At 51.9% G+C, this 17,983-nt stretch carries 11 protein-coding genes; 1 reads left to right on the top strand and 10 read right to left on the bottom strand.

Annotation, left to right across the window (positions count from 1 at the left end):
- Positions 1-275: 275 nt before the first annotated feature.
- From dacB to K9N57_15500, 3 genes are all read right to left on the bottom strand, one after another.
- A complete protein-coding gene (dacB, locus tag K9N57_15510) occupies positions 276-1,808 on the bottom strand; it encodes a D-alanyl-D-alanine carboxypeptidase/D-alanyl-D-alanine-endopeptidase (GenBank protein MCF7805591.1) in 1,533 nt (510 codons plus the stop codon).
- Between the two features lie 416 nt (positions 1,809-2,224).
- Positions 2,225-2,758: a spore maturation protein gene (locus K9N57_15505; protein MCF7805590.1), complete on the bottom strand. Its 534-nt coding sequence runs from the start codon at positions 2,756-2,758 to the stop codon at positions 2,225-2,227.
- Between the two features lie 21 nt (positions 2,759-2,779).
- Positions 2,780-3,403: a nucleoside recognition protein gene (locus K9N57_15500; protein MCF7805589.1), complete on the bottom strand. Its 624-nt coding sequence runs from the start codon at positions 3,401-3,403 to the stop codon at positions 2,780-2,782.
- Positions 3,404-3,606: 203 nt separating this feature from the next.
- Here K9N57_15500 and K9N57_15495 point away from each other — a divergent pair, with 203 nt between their 5' ends.
- Positions 3,607-4,548, top strand: a complete 942-nt coding sequence (locus K9N57_15495; protein MCF7805588.1) for an LD-carboxypeptidase — start codon at positions 3,607-3,609, stop codon at positions 4,546-4,548.
- 122 nt (positions 4,549-4,670) lie between these two features.
- On the opposite strand, the gene K9N57_15490 is transcribed toward K9N57_15495, so the two are convergent.
- The 7 genes from K9N57_15490 to alr form a co-directional block, all read right to left on the bottom strand.
- Positions 4,671-6,575, bottom strand: coding sequence for a Na+:solute symporter (locus tag K9N57_15490; protein ID MCF7805587.1), 1,905 nt, complete (start codon positions 6,573-6,575; stop codon positions 4,671-4,673).
- A 385-nt stretch (positions 6,576-6,960) separates the two neighbouring features.
- Positions 6,961-8,229, bottom strand: a complete 1,269-nt coding sequence (locus K9N57_15485; protein MCF7805586.1) for a DUF1343 domain-containing protein — start codon at positions 8,227-8,229, stop codon at positions 6,961-6,963.
- Between the two features lie 241 nt (positions 8,230-8,470).
- Entirely contained in the window at positions 8,471-9,733 is a 1,263-nt protein-coding gene (lysA, locus tag K9N57_15480) for a diaminopimelate decarboxylase (GenBank protein ID MCF7805585.1), read from the bottom strand.
- A gap of 110 nt (positions 9,734-9,843) precedes the next feature.
- The gene (locus K9N57_15475) at positions 9,844-11,412 is read right to left on the bottom strand and encodes a sodium:solute symporter (protein MCF7805584.1); all 1,569 of its coding nucleotides are present in this window, start codon (positions 11,410-11,412) and stop codon (positions 9,844-9,846) included.
- Positions 11,413-11,594: 182 nt separating this feature from the next.
- Entirely contained in the window at positions 11,595-14,477 is a 2,883-nt protein-coding gene (locus tag K9N57_15470) for a serine hydrolase (GenBank protein MCF7805583.1), read from the bottom strand.
- Positions 14,478-15,154: 677 nt separating this feature from the next.
- Positions 15,155-16,297, bottom strand: coding sequence for a DUF5009 domain-containing protein (locus K9N57_15465; GenBank protein MCF7805582.1), 1,143 nt, complete (start codon positions 16,295-16,297; stop codon positions 15,155-15,157).
- A gap of 295 nt (positions 16,298-16,592) precedes the next feature.
- A complete protein-coding gene (alr, locus tag K9N57_15460; GenBank protein ID MCF7805581.1) occupies positions 16,593-17,741 on the bottom strand; it encodes an alanine racemase in 1,149 nt (382 codons plus the stop codon).
- Positions 17,742-17,983: the final 242 nt, after the last annotated feature.

Raw genomic sequence — 17,983 nt, 5'->3', positions numbered from 1 at the left:
AATTACGAATGTAATATAACGACGGGAGCTCAGAGTTGTCAACTTAACGGAGGTGTTTAAGTGTTCGGGTGTTCACGTGTTTAAGTTGAAAAGCGTGTTATCGTGTTATAGTTACGCACCTTCTTAATCATAATCTTAATCTTACTCTTAATCTGTTGTTGGTTGTTGGTTGTTGGTTGTTGGTTGTTTTCTTCGAGATTCTTCGCGTCTCTTCGCAGCTACAATTATTGTTTTTCTCTGTTCTCTGGGCTCTTTGCGCCTCTGCGGTGAATCTTTTATTTTCCAACAAGTTCATCATAAGAATACGACGCGATCACCGACACAATCGAATCCTGAATCTCATCAATCACGCTGGTCTCTGTGGTGTAGCCGTTGACCATGATGGAAAAGGTCAGCGTATGGTCATCTCTGGTATTCAAATAACCGGAAAGGATACGGACGAATCCCATATATCCGGTTTTGGCATTGACACGTCGCTCCGAAATTGTCCCCCGAAACCGCTGGCTGAGGGTGCCATTATCGCCTCCAATGGGAAGCGAACGCAAATATTCATCGCTGTATTTTCCGGTGTACATGGATCGGAGCACCATCACTATCTGTGCCGGGGAGACCAGATTCCGCCGGGAGAGACCGGAACCGTCGGCGATGTTCAGGTGTTCGGTATCCACACCGTTTTTTCCCAGGAACTCTAGTACGGCTCTCTTTCCTCCTTCGAAGGTTCCTTTGCCGGTCACCTCGTAACCCAGCCGTTTGAACACCTGCTCCGCATAGAGATTCTGGCTGCGCCTATTAATCACATTGAGGATCTCGATCAACGGCGGAGATGTATAATCCAGGATCTGCGTAAACCCCTTGTAGTCAACCGGCTCATCCTGCGGGATTTCCCGGATCATACCATCTATGGAAATACCGCGATCCGTCAGTACATCTCTGAGAACGTTTGTCGTGTATCGGGCCGGATTATGTATCGTGATGTAGTCCCTAATCCTATCCTCACTCATGGAAATTTTCCCAAAGAAGCGCATATCGTTGGTGTTTAACTCCCGGTGATAGTCGTAGGAAGTGATGGAATCCTCGTGTACCGTCACCAGGTCGTTGGTCATACGGAAGTAATCCGTCTCCGGCTCATACCGAAGGTTGGCCGGAGCGCCGATGCTGTCTCCGGGAGTGATGAAAACGTCCAGGCAGTTGTCGTTGAACGAGAGCGCGCCCGGCTGAGCGGCGTACCAGTAACTCAAATCGTCATACTCCCAACCGGTTCCAATCCAGTCCTGATCGAACATGGTGGCATCGGCGATGATATCCCCGGTGATGCGGGTGACGTCCAGCTCTTGCAACGCGTCGGCCCAGTTCTCCAGATCACGAATCATGTCGCCGTCGTGGAACCTGCCGGACAGCGTGGGATCGCCTGTACCCCGGATGTAGAGGTCACCGTACAGAGTCCCGTTCTCGATTCTGCCATTTGTGTAGAGCTCTGTGTGAAAACGAAAATCCGGGCCAAGGGTGGAAAGCGCCGCCGCAGTAGTGAGGAGCTTCTGATTTGAAGCCGGGGCGAACAGCCGGTGCTCGTTCCGGGCAAAGACGACCTTCCGGGTGTACGGATCCTGCACGTAGATCCCTACATGCGCCGTCTGTAGTGCGGGATGATTCAGCAGTTGCCGTAACTCCTGCTGCAGAGTGACTTCTGTGGTATCGGCCGCTACCTTCTTTTCAGCATTGGTCGCGACCTGGGTTGAGGTGCAGCCAGATGTTAAGGTGATACTTAAAACAGCAAGTATGACAATTTTTTTGTACAAGGTGCGACTCATTTTTATTCCTCTATAGATTGTCATCATTCAGTGTAAAGAGATCCCATACCTTCCCCTAAGTAGTTATCTGGCCTTGCTATTCAATTTGGGCACCGCTTCGACGAGTGAAGACAAAAATTCCCGGCTGTCCGATGCGAAGCAAGTTCCGGGAATTTTTCTGAACGAGTTGTGAAGCGGTCAAAATGAATAGCACAGCCTTGATTTTTGTATCCCTTTTTATCAAGAAAAAGGGATGAAACAGGGGATTTTCTCTACGATTAAATATAATGATTGGTCGTTGAACCCTTTCGTAGAGACGTACCATCTCGAAGCAAATCTGAAGTCCAACGTTTATTGCGGGGGATGCTTCCATCAGGTGATAAACCACATCTCATTATCTGAACTCATTCACCTTCCTAAACAAAAAATCGCCCATATCAAAACACCATATTACAGATAAACACCGCCGCAATGATCCCGGTGAGGTCGGCCAGCAGTGCGGCGGGGACGGCGTGGCGCTCATTCTTGATGCTCACCGAGCCGAAATAAACCGCCAGCACGTAGAAGGTGGTCTCGGTGGAACCCATCATGGTGGAGGCCATGCGGCCGATCATAGAGTCGGCGCCGTGGGTGTTGACCAGCTCAGTCATGACGCCCAGCGCACCGCTGCCGGAAAGGGGACGCATAATCGCCATGGTGATGAGTTCGGCGGGCATCCCGATGGCGTCGGTAACCGGGCCCAGAATTTTTACGAGCAGATCCATCGCACCAGAGGCACGAAACACTCCGATTGCTGCCAGAATGGCCACCAGAAACGGGATGATCTTTACGCCGATCTGGAATCCCTCTTTGGCGCCCTCCACGAACACCTCGTAGACCTTGACTTTCTTGAAGTACGCATAGACAGGGATCACTACAATCACGATGGGAATGGCCAGAGCCGATATTCCGTTTATTACCGATTCGAACATAGTCAGATGTTCCCTTCCTGGTTAGACGTCTTCCGGCTTCAATTGAAACCGCGGCAGTTTGCTGAATAACTTCGCCGCTGTTACCGCCACAATTGTTGAGCATGTTGTAGCAAAGATGGCGGTGCCGATAATCTCGGCCGGATTCCCGGAACCGGCCGAGACCCGAATCCCGATAACCGTCGCCGGGATAATGGTGACACTGGAGGTGTTAATTGCCAGAAACGTTACCATGGCATTGGTGGCAGTCTCCGCCTTTTCGTTCAACTTCTGGAGCTCTTGCATCGCCTTGAGTCCCAGCGGCGTGGCGGCGTTACCCAGTCCCAGCATATTCGCGGCGATATTCATGATCATCGCTCCCATGGCGGGATGATCCGCCGGGATCTCCGGGAAAAGTCGTACCATAATTGGTCGGACGGCTTTGGCAATGAGATCGATGAGACCGGATTCCTCAGCCAGTTTCATCAGCCCGAGCCAGAGCGCCATCAGACCGATGAGCCCAATGGCCAGATCCACGGCGGTCTTGGACTGGTTGAACAGAGCGTCGGTCACCTGCACCAGCGGATCGAATGAGCCGGTGGTGATAGAGGTAACCACCGCCATAATGACGCCGATGACGAGAAGTGCTAACCAGATAATATTAATCATTATTCCTCCGGTTTGGTTCGGTGGAGTATTTCCGAAAAAACGAGAGATTAATGTAGGGTGACGTTCTCATCGATGCAAGGGGAGGAAGACGTCACCGAACCAAATTTGAAGGGGCCGCTACCAGCGAATGAAAACGCTGGCAGCGGTATTAAAGGGTGACTAACTCCTTGCCCGGGAAACCGTGCTCGTATAATTTATCTTCCATGGATCCCCAATTCCCCAAACCGCTCCCTGAACACGGCACCATCGGCATTGTCGCCCCAGCCAGCGGCTCAGACCAACAGGACCTGGACAAAGGAATCCATATCCTGCGTCAACACGGATACGATATCAATGTCGCAGATAATGTCACTAACCGAAATCACTTTCTGGCCGGTAGCTGGACGATTAGGCTGCAGGAGATGCTGGATTTCTTCAAAGATGATTCCATCGATGCCATCATATGCGCCCGGGGCGGCGATGGTGCCATTCACCTACTCCCGGATTTCATTGATGAACTGGAAGGTGTGGCTCCGAAAACGTTCGTGGGCTACAGTGATATCACTATTCTGCAGCTCGCCCTATATCAAAGATACGGCTGGGTGACCTTCTCAGGGCCCATGGTCGCTACGGAACTGGCGAACAAATCGGAGTCTTCTTCCACGGTGACGCACCTTTTGTCCATGCTTACCTCCGAACCGATGAAATGGAATCTTCTGCCAGAAGATAGCAGTGGGATTGAAATCTGGCATGATGGTGTGGCGAAAGGTACGCTGCTCGGCGGTTGCATGGCGCTGGTCTGCACCTTACTCGGGACTCCGAATTCTCCGGACTACCGAGATGCCATCCTGATCCTTGAGGACGTGGACGAAACACCGCAACGCATCGACCGGATGCTGCATCAGTTCAGGATTCACGGAGTATTCGAGCGCATCTCGGGACTGATACTCGGAAAATTTCATAACTGTTTCCCGGAGGATCCCGGGGAGAGTTTTACGCTGAAGGATCTGGTGTTGAACGCGACTGCTGATTACGATTTTCCCGTAATCGCGAATTATCCGTATGGCCACGGTTCCGGTACACGGCTAACCGTTCCGCTGGGAGCGCCGGTGCGGCTGGAGACGGGGCCTTCGATTTCGTTGGAATGCACCTATACCCATAGTTAACTTTACCCGCTTAAACCCGCTTCGCGGACTTTAAGCGGGAGACCATACTTATACCCTTATACCTTTATACCCTTTTTCCCTTGACGTAGAATAGTGGAATAATGGTGTAGCCCCCAATTCGTTCACTCCGCCAGCGTCTCAAATCCCTGTTTTTTCATATTGGTATAGATGATTATTCCGGAGATGACGGTTGCTGACAGAAAGAGCCCGCCCTTCAGCCAATTCGTAAAGAGTACCTCGCCAATCCCGAACAAAGTCGAGTAGACGAACACCACACCGAATAACCAGGATACAAACAGCCGACCGTATCCGGCGTCCGGAGTCACTTCCGGATGTTCCTCCGCAACCTGTCGCCATCCGATGCCCCCGGGGTGCACCTTTTTATAGAAGGAGGACAATACCTCTCTGCTGGTCGGCTTGGTGAGGAAGGTAACGGCCAGCCAGACGATGGTGGTGCCGATGACCACCGGATAGAGCGTAATCGGCGATTGCATCCCGTAGCCAAATCGGGCGATGGGATAGATGATAAGCGGCGCAATCATCGCGGAGATCTCCGACCAGGCGTTGATCCGCCACCAGTACCACCGGAGAATCAGTACCGCGCCCATCCCGGCGCTGGCGTTGATGATAAACTCCCACGCTCCGCTAATTGTTGTGAGCAGATAGTTGGTGATGAGGAGGGATACGATGGTCAGTAGGATGATTGTAATCCGGGAAATTAAGACATAATGTTTTTCATCTTCACTGGCTTTGAAAAACCGCCGGTAAAAGTCGTTAATAAGGTACGACGTCCCCCAGTTCAGCTGGGAGGCGATAGTGGACATGTAGGCCGCCAGGAAGACGGCGATCAGAAGCCCCAGGAGTCCTGCCGGCAGGTACCGTACCATTAACTTGGGATACATGACGCCGGGATCCACCGTATTTTCGTACTTCTCATAGAACTGTTTGAATTCCCGTGTTTTGTAGACCGGCGCTTCGGTCTTAAGTAAACCCGGATTCTCATAGGCCTGCACCACTTCCTGATACATCGCCGGATTTTCAATTTTTAGTGCTTCCGGACTCTCACCTCTCGGGAGAATCACCAGCGCAGCCAGCGCAACCACAATCCATGGCCAGGGCCGGATAGCGTAATGGGCAATAGTAAACCAGAGTGTGGCGAACAGGCTGTGTTTTTCATCCTTGGCAGACATCATCCGCTGGGCTATGTAGCCACCGCCGCCGGGATCGGCACCCGGATACCAACTCGACCACCACTGGAGTCCGATGTGCGCGAAAAATGCCCCGGTGGTCAGCGCCAGCGCTCCGCCAGTGACGCCGGTGGCGGTGACGTTCCCAACCCGGGGAAAGAAATCAAGTAGCTCCGGGGAAATTTTGTTGGTAAGCGCAGCCATCCCGCCGACCGATGGAAGACGTACGACAATCACCGCCAGGATGATGACTCCGATCATGGCAAAGATGAACTGGAAGCTGTCGGTGCGGGCCGTGCCCAGGAGTCCCGCTGCGGAAGAGTAAACCGCGATTATCAGTGCCACGAGGGTCACCAGCAGAAAAGCGTCCACCTCCGGCAGGGTGACGTGAAAGATCTTCTCCATTGCCTTGTGCACCCATCCCAGGACGATGGCATTCATGAAAAGCCCCAGATAGATGGCCCGGAATCCACGCAGGATTGCGGCCGGCTTGCCGGAGTAGCGCATTTCGGTCAATTCCACGTCGGTCATGATACCGGCCCGGCGCCAGAGCCGCGCGAAAAAGAACACCGTCAGCATCCCGCCGATAGCCAGATTCCACCAGAGCCAGTTCCCGGCGATGCCGTGCTTCGCCACCAGCTCGGTGACCGCCAGAGGTGTATCAGCAGCGAAGGTTGTTGCCACCATGGCTGTCCCGGCAATCCACCATGGCATATTCCGTCCGGAGAGGAAAAACTCGTCGGTATCCTTCCCGGCGCGCTTTGAATAGTAAAAAGCGATCCCGAAAATAATCGCGAAAAATGTGACTATGACCGCCCAGTCGATGAGTACGAGGTTCATGTGTTTGCCTGTTATCAGTGTTAAAGTGTTCGAGTGTTCAAGTTGAAAGATGTGTTAATGTGTTAGCGTGTTACAGTGTTAGAGTTCGCGTCTTCTTAATCTTACTCATAATCCTAATCTTAATCGATGTTTTCATAAACGATATTAAATTGGGTTTTCCCATGTGTCGAATGTCCACAATCTTGAGTCCAAAACGTCATAGTTGTTGGTAGTTCCCGCTCTAGCGGTTATTTGTTGGTTGTTAGTTGTTCGTAGTTTGTTGTTGCCTTTCCGGTCTGTCGTCTCCGGTCTTCGGTCTCCAGTCTGTTATTCCCTATAGCCAATTCCCGTTTCAAGCAAGCAGTTTCGAGTAACCTATACGCAATACGCAATACTCGATACTTCTCTATTCATAAAGCAAGTAATCGTCTCTAATCTCGAGAAATCGCTCCAGCGGTTCCCGCCATCCTGCAATAATCTCATCCGGTGTTGCCCCACCATCGATAGATTCCCTTAGTTCGTCACTCCCGTAGAGCCTGTCGATGGCCGCCTCCCGCCATTCGAATTCCTCCGGATACATTTTGTGGACGGCATGGATAATCCGGACTCCGACTTCCACCGCTTTCAGTGAATCCCGGTTTGTGATACGAATTGAAACTCCGCCGCATACTTCATCCTCATACTTGGGATTCCAGGCACGGCCAGGGATTTCTTTGGGCGTGAATGTTATCGGCTCGAACCGAACACCGGATATTCCCGCTTTGTTTAATTCTTCAGCCAGATCTTCAGAACTAATCCACGGTGCTCCAATCCATTGGAAAGGAGAGTCGGTTCCGCGTCCCTCGGAGATGTTCGTCCCTTCGATGAAGCAGAGTCCGGGATATAAAATCGCCGTCGCCATCTCGTTCATATTCGGCGATGGCGCCACCCAGGGGATATCAGTCTCGTCCGACCAGAGATTCCTCCGCCATTTTTTCATTGGAAGAATTGCAGGCTCGAATCCCTTTGGAAATTTCAGAAAACCCTCTCCAACGATCATTTTCGCCAGTTCCCCGGCTGTGAGTCCGTACCGGACGGGAATCGGATACAAACCGACGAAGGATTCGAATCCATTCTGAAGCATCGGGCCGTTTACCCGGCTCCCGGAGATGGGATTCGGCCGATCCAATACCCAGAATTCTACAACGTTCTCAGCGGCGGACTGCATGGCGTATCCCATGGTATTGATGTAGGTATAGAACCGCACGCCTACGTCCTGAATATCGTAGAGAAGTATGTCCAGCCCGCCTAGCATCTCCTGTGTCGGTTTGCGGTGCTCCCCGTATAGACTGTAAACCCGGGCGCCAGAAACGGGATCCCGTCCGTCCTGAATCTCCTCCCCCGCGGCTGCCTCGCCGCGATATCCGTGCTCCGGAGCGAAGATCGTCTGGATATCGATACCGGCCTCCATCAATCGATCCACCAGATGCACACCTTCTCCATCCACCGCCGTCTGATTCACTATCAATCCGATCGATTTGCCGCGGAGTTCGGAGAGATGGTTCTCGAGGAGGTTCTCCATGCCGGTGGTGACGGGGGTGGGATGCTGCAATTTTTCTGTCTGGCTTAAAGTAGATCCAACGAAACCAGTCACATAAATGAAGAGAAATATTGATAATAATAAAGTTCGGCTCATTGATTTCATTTTTCTTTAAAAAACGTTCATGTGCCCCTTTCAGGGTCGATGACCCCTGAAAGGGGCTATTCATTCAATATGTACTCATTTACAAACACAACTCACCCCTTAATCCCCTCTCTTTAAAGAGAGGGGAAAAGTTTCTGGCTAGCATACTAAAATCGTCTCCCCTTCCTCTTCCGAAGAGGAAGGGGAACAAGGGGATGGAGTTGTATTCTACGCAGGCCCGAGAACCAATGTCCTACCCCAACGGATACGCCACGTTCTTCGTCAGGTCATCCAGCGACTCCCGCTGCCGGATCAGGGACACGGTGTCGCCGTCGACGAGCACCTCGGCGGGCAGCGGTCGGCCGTTGTACTGGCTGGCCATGGCAAATCCATACGCTCCGGCATCCAAGATGGCGCATAGGTCGCCAGTCTGGAGTTTCGGCAGTGCTCGATCTCTGGCCAGGCGATCCGTGTTCTCGCAGACCTGTCCGGTGACCTGTGTCCGCCTGGTTTCCCGGTGAGCAGCTTTTCCCAGCGGAATGATCCGGTGGTAGGCGTTATAGAGCACCGGACGCAGAAACTGGTTCATGCCGATATCCAGTCCCGCGTAATACTGTTCGTCTTCCTTGGTGCCGGTCACTGACGTCAGGACGAATCCGGCATCGCCGATCAAATACCGTCCGGGTTCGTAGATAATAGTCGGCGAATCTGCTGTGTAATATTTATCCGTAATTTCGCCGACGCCGGCAAATAACTTTTCGGTATTCAGCGGGGACTCATTTTCATTATACGGAATCCCGAATCCCCCGCCGAGGTCGATGAATTCGAAGTGAATTCCGAGTTCCTGTTCCAGAGATGTGGCTATCTCCAGCACTCTGTCGCAATTCCACGCAAAATAGTCCGCATCCAGGATGCCGGAGCCGACCATAGTATGCAGGCCGAATTGTTTGACACCATCATCCATTGCCATCCGATATGCATCGCCGATCTTTTCCCTGGAGATCCCAAACTTCACATCGTCGCCGGCGGTAACGATGCCGGGAAACGCGCCCTTCCCTTCGCCGGGATTCACACGAAAGGAGATCACCTCAGGCATCCCGATCTCACGGCAGCGCTGATACGATGTGATATCATCGAAGTTGATGGGCACTCCGGCGGACAGTGCGTATTTCAGATCTTCGGGCGACTCGTAATTCCCAGAAAAGATAATATGCGCTTCCTTACCTCCCACCTCTCTGGCAATTTTCAATTCGCCGGGACTGGAACAGTCGAAGCCCAGCTCCGGCTCTGCATCCAGCATCACCTGCATCAGTACCGGATTCATATTCGCCTTTACCGCGTAGAGTAACTGAGAATTTTGCAGATGAACCGTCATGTTTTGCCGCAGTCCGGAAATATTCTCACGAATTCGATCAGCCGAATAGACATAGGTCGGCGTACCAAACCGGCGGCGAATTCCAGTTATAAGCGACTCGTTCTCCAGGATATCCGTCAATGGTGCAGTGTTTTGATTCATCTAATGATAATTTCTTATGGATTATAAATATTTTGTGTTGAACTTTCCTGTGTCGGCTATGGTAGAGATAAAGCCCCTATAATTCAGGTTCTCAGTTTCGCTCCGACATGCTACGGCTCAATATTTTCCTCTCTCTTCAACATTTGCTCTCGAATGATCCGCGAAGCATTCCCCACCAGTACCACAACCAAACTGCCAACCACTGTGTAGAGCGGCCACGCGATTGCCAGCCCTTCCCCTGGGAGCAGGTTCTGCACCGGCCCCTTCACGAGAAAGAGTAATGTAACCAATCCGGCGAAAAATCCAACGACCGCGTCCAAACGCTCCGGTCGTTTAAACAGAATGCCCAGGGCGAATGCACCAAGGAGTCCACCGTACGTGTAGGAAGCGATGCTGAGTCCCAGCTCCACTACGGCCGGCTGCTCGCCTTCCGCGCCAAGTTGAATCACCGCAAACAGAAACGCCGCCCCGGTTAATATCAATCCCCAGATGATGGTGATGAACCGGGAAATTTTGAGTTCTTTCTCCGGCGAATCATCCTTTCCGAAGTACGGCTTGTACAAATCCAGGGTGGTCGCAGATGCCAGGGAGTTCAGCGACGAGCTCAAACTGCTCATGGCTGCCGCAAACAGCGCCGCCACAATGAGCCCCGAAAGCCCAATCGGCAGTTCCTCAACAATAAACTTTGCAAAGATTTCATCGGTATTCGTTAATCCGAGCTGTGCGACAGATTGCCCGTCGTAAAAGCCATACAACAGGATGCCTATGAACAGGAACAGGGCAAATTGGAACAGGATGACAAATCCGCTCCCGATAAGCGCCTTCTGGCTGTTCCTCAGGTCTCTGGTCGTGAGCAATCTTTGGACGATCAATTGATCCGTCCCGTGGGACGCCACAGAAAAGATCCCGCCACCGATCAGGGCGGTGAAAAAGGTGTACGGTGTTGCAATGAACTCGCGAAAGGACATATCGAATCCAAACCGGATGGTCTCTAGCTTGCCGGATTCACCCGCCAGGGACAGCGCGCTCCGCAGTCCGTTCGGCAAATGTGTTAAAATAATCCCAACAGCTATCAATGCCCCGCCGATGTACACGGTCATCTGGATCACGTCCATCCAGACCACAGCCTTGATTCCACCAATGAAGGTATAGACCATTGTCACTCCGGCGATAGCGATGATAGAGAGCAGATAGATCTGCAGATCCGTGAGCCCGGCAAATCCACCGCCCATTCTCAAAATCACTGCCAGTGGGATGGCCGTCGCGAACAGGCGAACACCGTCCGCCAGTAGACGCGTGACCATGAAGGTACTGCTGGTGATGTTCCGCATGGAGTCACCAAACCGCTTCCCGAGGAACTGGTAGGCCGTGGAGAGCTCACCTTCGTAATATCGTGGCAGGAAAATCAGGGCCACCGTAATCCTGCCTGCGATATATCCGAGGGTAATCTGCAGGAAAGTCATGTTTCCGCCATACGCCACGGCGGGGACGCTGATAAATGTCAGCGTACTGGTTTCGGTGGCCACCACAGAAAACAGCACCGCCCACCACGGGATGCGGTGTCCGCCGAGAAAATAGTCGGACGTCGACTTCTGTCGCCCGGCCGCCAGGATACCGGCCACCGCCACGCCGGCCAGATAAACCACGATGACGATATAGTCGACGGAGGTCAGGCCCATGGATTATGAACTGTGATAATGATTAGAGTCATCCTTGCTGGTTTGTCATGATTGTCGAGTCATCCCGACCGGAGCGTAGCGAAGCGGAGGGATCTCGTAAAGTTACCTCCTCAGTGAAAATAACGAGATCCCTCGACTCCGTCCCGAATAGTCGGGCCTCCGCTCGGGATGACTGGAAGTTTTTATCTTCCCCTCTCGATCTCCAGTTCCTGCTCCGACAGCAACGCCTTCATCACCGCGTTGTGAAACTTCGGCCGGAAATCGCCGATCTTCCGGTTTTCTCTGGTTGGGAAGACCCTGTTGGTCAGCAGGATCACGATAATGTCATATTCCGGATCGACGATGATGGACGTCCCGGTGAATCCGAGGTGGCAATATGCCTTTGGGGAGAAGTAATCTCCGAACAGGCTCCCGTGGCGACTTGGCGTGTCCCAGCCCAGCGCCCGGGAGCTGCCGTGAACGATATTTTGTCGGGCGGTAAACGTATCAATCGTTGCAGAACTGAAATACTTCCGACCGTTGTAGTATCCATTTGATAACAGCATCTGCGCGTACCTGCCCAGATCATCTATGGTAGAAAACAGACCCGCATGGCCCGCAACGCCGCCAAGAAACGCTGTATTCCGGTCGTGCACCTCTCCCTGAATCATTCGTTCCCGGTAAGTGGAATCGTATTCCGTGGGTGCAATCATGTCCCAGATGTTCCGGTTCGGTTCGAATTCTGTATTCTCCATGCCAAGCGGACGAAAAATTTGTCTGCTGGCCAGTTCATCCAGCGGCGCCCGGCCGAGTTTTTCCAGGATTTCGCCCAGCAGGATGATACCAAGGTCGCTGTAGGCCGTGGAGTCACCCGGCGCATATTCCAGTTCGGAGTTGATGATCATATCCATGACCTGCTCCGGGTCGTCGGTCAGCTCCCAGAAGCGAAGATACGGTGTGAGTCCCGAGGTATGTGTGAGGAGATGTTTGATCTTTACGTTGTCCTTGAGTCCGCCGGAAAATCCCGGAATGTACGCCGACACCGGCTTGTCCAGGTGCAGGTAGTTATCCTCGTACATCTCCATGGCAACGGGCGTAGTGGCAATCACCTTGGTCAAGGATGCCAGGTCAAAGGTGGTTTTTCTGCTCACAGCCGAGGAGAGTGAATCGTAGGTAAAATGACCAAATCCTTTGGCAAATCTGATGGTATCATTCCTTGCGATATACACCGCCATCCCTGGCGAGACCGAATCTGCGATTGCGGATTGAATCAGGGACTCCACCTCTTCAAAACGCTTCGGCTCCTGCTGTTCGGCCCATGTATTGGAGGAGACATCTCTGGACAGACCGTGACCTTTCTCGTATCCCGAAGGGAGTGTGATAGGCAGTTTTCCGGCGATCGGTTTTTCTCCGAAGATAGCCGATACCACCGCCCGCTGCGCCTGTGAGTTGGTGCTGTAGGGAACCAAATAAGCCGGCGCCTCCGGGAAATACCGGAGTAGATACGGTGTACCGAATCCCACGGTAACCACCTGTTTTTGCTCTCTGTAGATTTCGCGCAGTAACTCCTGCTGTCGTTTCGGCATCCGGATAGTGCCCTTGTGATCGGCGAACCGCAAAAATACGCCTACAATTGTCGCATCCGCCCCCTTCATCGCTTCCCGGATTTTAATTAGGGTACTGTCAGCAGCGTCAGGCCCCAGATAATGGGCTCCGGCGCTGTCTATGCGGCTCTTAATCGACCAGAGAAACGTGCTTCCAGGCCAGCCATACCGGAGGTCGTCGGTGACAATGAGGGTCACCACAGAATCGATTTCCCCGGCATTCAGGGGCAGGGTATTGACGGAGTCCTTCACCAACGTTACGGCCTTTTGGAACAATCCGTCAGCGAATACCTCATCTATCGGGAGCTCCAGTTCTACCTCCATCTCGGACTGCTCGGGGATTGTTTGTTCGAAAACGTCTGTCTCTTTCTTCAGTGTGAGAATCCGCCGCACGGCCTGGTTCAGTCTGTCTTCGGTAATCCGGCCATCCTGCACTGCTTCGAGGACGGTGTGGTACGCCAGAGCCATATCCGGCGACATGAGCAGCATATCCACCCCGGCGTTGACAGCGCGGACTGCCGTCTCGCCGGGCCAGTAGTTGTTGGTGACGCCCCCCATGTTCAGCGCGTCGGAGAAGACAACGCCGTTGAATCCCAGCGAATCCCGGAGTACGGACTGCAAAAATGTCGGCGAAAAGGTAGCCGGCGCGTTACCATCGGTGATCTGCGGCAGGGCGATATGCGCCGCCATGATGCCCTTGACGCCCGAATCGATTGCCGCCTTGAACGGTACCAGCTCCAATGAATCAAGTCGCGCCTGATTCACGTCGATGACCGGCAGATCCAGGTGGGAGTCCATATCCGTGTCGCCGTGACCGGGAAAGTGTTTGGCGGTGGCAGCGACTCCATTCTCCTGGAGCCCCTTGATGTACTGCACTCCGTATTCCGCCACCTGCTGCGGATCCTCCCCATAGGCGCGGACGTTGATAATTGGATTATCCGGATTGTTATTCACGTCCATCACCGGGGAAAACGAGACGTTCACACCCAGCGTCCTGGCTTCTCTGGCGGTGATTTTTCCCTGGCGATACGCGTTCTCAGGATCCCCGGTGGCGGCAATAGCCATATTTTCGGGAAATCGCGTTCCGGCGGAGATTCGCATGGGCAAGCCCCACTCGAAGTCAGCGGCGACGAGCAACGGATTTTCGGAAATTGCCTGGAACCGTTCTACATTTCGGGCCGCTTCGTACGGCGCGCCGGCAAACATAATCAACCCGCCGACCTTGTATTCTTCGATCCAGTGGGAGATTTGCTTGAAGGTCCAGCTCTGCTCGTTGTAAAAATCCGATCGGAAGTCCATCATGAACAGCTGGCCGACCTTTTCCTCGATAGTCATGCTGTCCAGCATCGCCTCAACCGAAACCGGTGCCGGTTTCGGTTTCCTCTCTTCCGGTTGGAGTGATGGTTTTGGAGTGCAGGAAGCGAGTAGAGTTGTGATGGTTATTAGGATTAAAATAGAATGAATTTGCTTCAATTTATGCATTGTAAATCCTCAGTGTTTTTTATGGCACTTTTATCTTGACATAAAAGTGCCCAAAAGGTCAAGGCTGACAAATCAATTTCGGTATTGGCTATAATGCCCTCCGGGCTCAAACCAGAAACTCCCTTCGGTCAGACACCTGGTTTGACCAGTCCTCCGGTCATTGGCCAATAGAGCGAAATTGATTTGAAGGCCATCTTAGAAATTATTTATACGGACAATTTATTTTGTTGGCTTTTATTCGGCCTTGCTGTTTGTTTCGTAGAACTTCTGCCAGGCGACCGTGCATCAAACCCAGCTGTCTGAAGGAGCAGAGCGACTGAGTTCTGGGTTTGATAGGGAGCCCGGCGTAGATGTTCTAGAAACAAACAGCCCTGCCGGATTTTTTGGCACTTTTTTTTAAAAAAAGTGCCAAAACAAAAGGTCTCCTTTTCATTAATCCCATTGAATCATTGTAGCCTCGATGAACCCCATTTTCCAGGATTTGTCAATATTCAGATTATCTGTTTTTATGATTAATTAGCAAATGAATATAGTTATAAACCGATTGCATCTTATACAAACGATCTCACCCTCTTATTCCTCTCGGAGACCTATAAAGTGAGTTGTATTCGCCATTAGTATTGAGTCATCCCGACCGGAGCGTTCTCCGACTTGTCGGGGACAGCGTGCCATCAGTTCTAAATCTTGATAAAAACCTTCCGCCGGTAGAGCATCCACATCATCCCAAGCCAGAAGATAACATAAATTACCGCGTAAATTAATGAAGCATCGACCGGTGAGGCAATTGGAGTCAGCAGGTGATGATAAATGTACCCTTTCACCGAGATTGATCCTCCGGAAACCGGAATTTTGATCAGTGTCAAAAGCCGGGACAGCAGTCCGGCCAGTACGAACACTGTGATGGCGTTCATGCCGTATACTACGAGCGGTTTCGCCCATTTTTTGATACCCTTCATATCAATGAGCCAGTAGAACAGCGCCAATATTAACAGCGCCATTCCCGCCGTGAACAGTACGTATGACGTCGACCAGAGTCCCTTGTTAATGGGAAACCAGATATTCACAACATAGCCCGAAATTATTCCAAGAATCCCAGCGATGGCCATGGCGAGAAACTTTTGTCCGTTCGACCATCCTTTATGCAACAGGTGTCCTGTCAGTATGCCGAATAGCACCGTTCCTGTGGCGGGAATTGTACTCAGGAGTCCCTCAGGATCCCAACCCGGTTTCCAGAGATGATTCGGCAGAATTAGTTGATCCAGATACGCTGCCAGATTGCCTTCCATGGATAAATCACCAGCACCATGCCCAGGTACCGGTATGGTAAACATAACTATCCAGTAAAAGATGATCAGACCGAATGCCCAGGCGCCGTGCCAGAGTGGTTTCCTGAACTCCAACATAATAATTGACGCAAACAGATAACACAGCGCGATCCGCTGCAGAACTCCCATGATTCTCAGGGACGAATAATCGATGGCTCGAAGCGACTCGAACTGCACAAATGGAAACGCATTCAGAAAGAGTCCGAGACCAAACAGGATGAGCGTCCGCCTCAGCACCTTTTTGTAGATTTCGACCTTCGAAACATTATGACGCCGTAGCTTGCTAAGCGAAAACGTCATCGCTACGCCGACGATGAACAGGAAGAACGGAAAGATCAGATCAGTCGGCGTCCAGCCGTGCCATTCGGCGTGTTCCAGCGGATCATAAATATGCGCCCAGCTGCCGGGATTGTTCACCAGGATCATCCCGGCGATGGCCAGTCCGCGGAAGGCATCCAGCGAAGTCAGGCGTTCTGTTTTTTTGATTGCGGACATAAGGGAGTGTTTGAGTGTTCAGGCAGTCGAACGTTTGAGTTGAAAGGCGTATTAATGTGTTTTTGTGTTACAGTGTTATAGTTAAAAACGTCTAGTGTCATCCCTCCAGAGTCCAATGTCTCCAGTGCCGGGGTTTCCACTGTTTCCTTCTGTTTATTTTCATTCGGGGGCATGAATTGGGCACTTGGTCATTCGATATTGGACATTGGGTTTTTGTTATTTAATCTGTCCTTATTCCCTACTCCGCATTATTCCCCGCTTAAACCCGTTTCCCGGTCTTTAAGCGGAAAACCCTCTATACCCTTATACCCGATTCCCCTTCACCTTCTTCAACAAAGACCCGCCCGACTCTCGACGAAATACCGCAGGTGACCTCGTACGGAATCAGCCCAAGTTTCTCCGCCATTTCCCAGACGGAGATTGTATTGCCTCCCTGCTCACCGAGGATCACCACTTCGTCACCGACGTTGACCGGCTCATCGTAGACATCCACCATAAACGTATCCATGCTGACGTTTCCAACGATGGGAAAACGCTTTCTGTGAATCAGTACCTCACCGGTGCCTCCGTATCGACGCGGAATGCCGTCCTCGTATCCGCCGGGACAGACCAGGATGGTCGAATTTTTCTTGGTATGGTAGGTGGCACCATATCCGATGGGAAATCCCTCCGGTAAATTCTTGATATACGCCACCTTCGATTTCAATTGCATAACCTGGTGGAGTTCGAACGGCTGCGTCTCCTCCCGTGAAGGCGCAACCCCGTACATGGAGAGTCCCAGACGCACCATGTCGTATCCGGTTTCGGGGAGATAGAGCGCGCCCCCGGAATTGCTCAGGTGGAACAGCGGTGGATTGTCTCCCGGCAGCGACTGCAATTTTCTATGGATTTTTCTGTACCGATCTGCCTGGATTTCCGTATGCTCCCGTTGCGGCTCGTCCGCAGTCGAAAAGTGCGACATCACCCCCGCCAGTTCCAACCACGGATGATCCAAGACCTGCTGAAGTGGCTCTTCGTACTGATTGTACAGGTAGCCGAGACGGCCCATCCCGGTGTCGATTTTCAGATGTACCGGCAGCTTCTGTTGACGCTCTTCGGCGGCGTGACTCAGTCGCTCAAAATCGTCATCCGAGGCGAGGATCGGCTCCAGATTGTACTCGAAAACTTGCCCCAATTCTCGATCCCACAGTTTGTCCAGGATAATGATGCGGGCATCAATTCCTGCCTCCCGGAGCTCTGCCGCCTCTGCCGGAAAGGCTACCGCAAACATGTCAATGCCTTCTTCCCGGAGGACTTGGGAAACCTCGATAACCCCGTGACCATACGCATTCGCCTTCACCACTCCGATAATTCTGGAGGGATGGATGTGTTCTTTCAGATTCCGGATGTTTTTTCGAAGATTCGAAAAATTGATTTCTGCGCGGATGTCGGTTCGGACAGCCATAATTTTGCTCGTTATTTTGTCTTCAGATGATAATTTGCAACAACGTGTAAAGATACAGAATTATTTGTCCGTGACACGGACTTTTTCCTGAACTCATTGTATAATTTAAAAAATCAACCATCCTGAGCGTGCGGAGCGATCCGATGGATATCGTCAACTTCCTATCTTTAACTTTTTCAGTTAATTTCTTCCAGAACTACGCCGCTTTAAATATTTTGTAAAGGTACTTTTGTCCAGCCCCA

This window comes from Candidatus Neomarinimicrobiota bacterium, assembly GCA_021734025.1.
Classification (GTDB): Bacteria; Fidelibacterota; JAANXI01; order JAANXI01; family JAANXI01; genus JAANXI01.
This window is presented reverse-complemented; position numbering and strand designations above follow the sequence as displayed.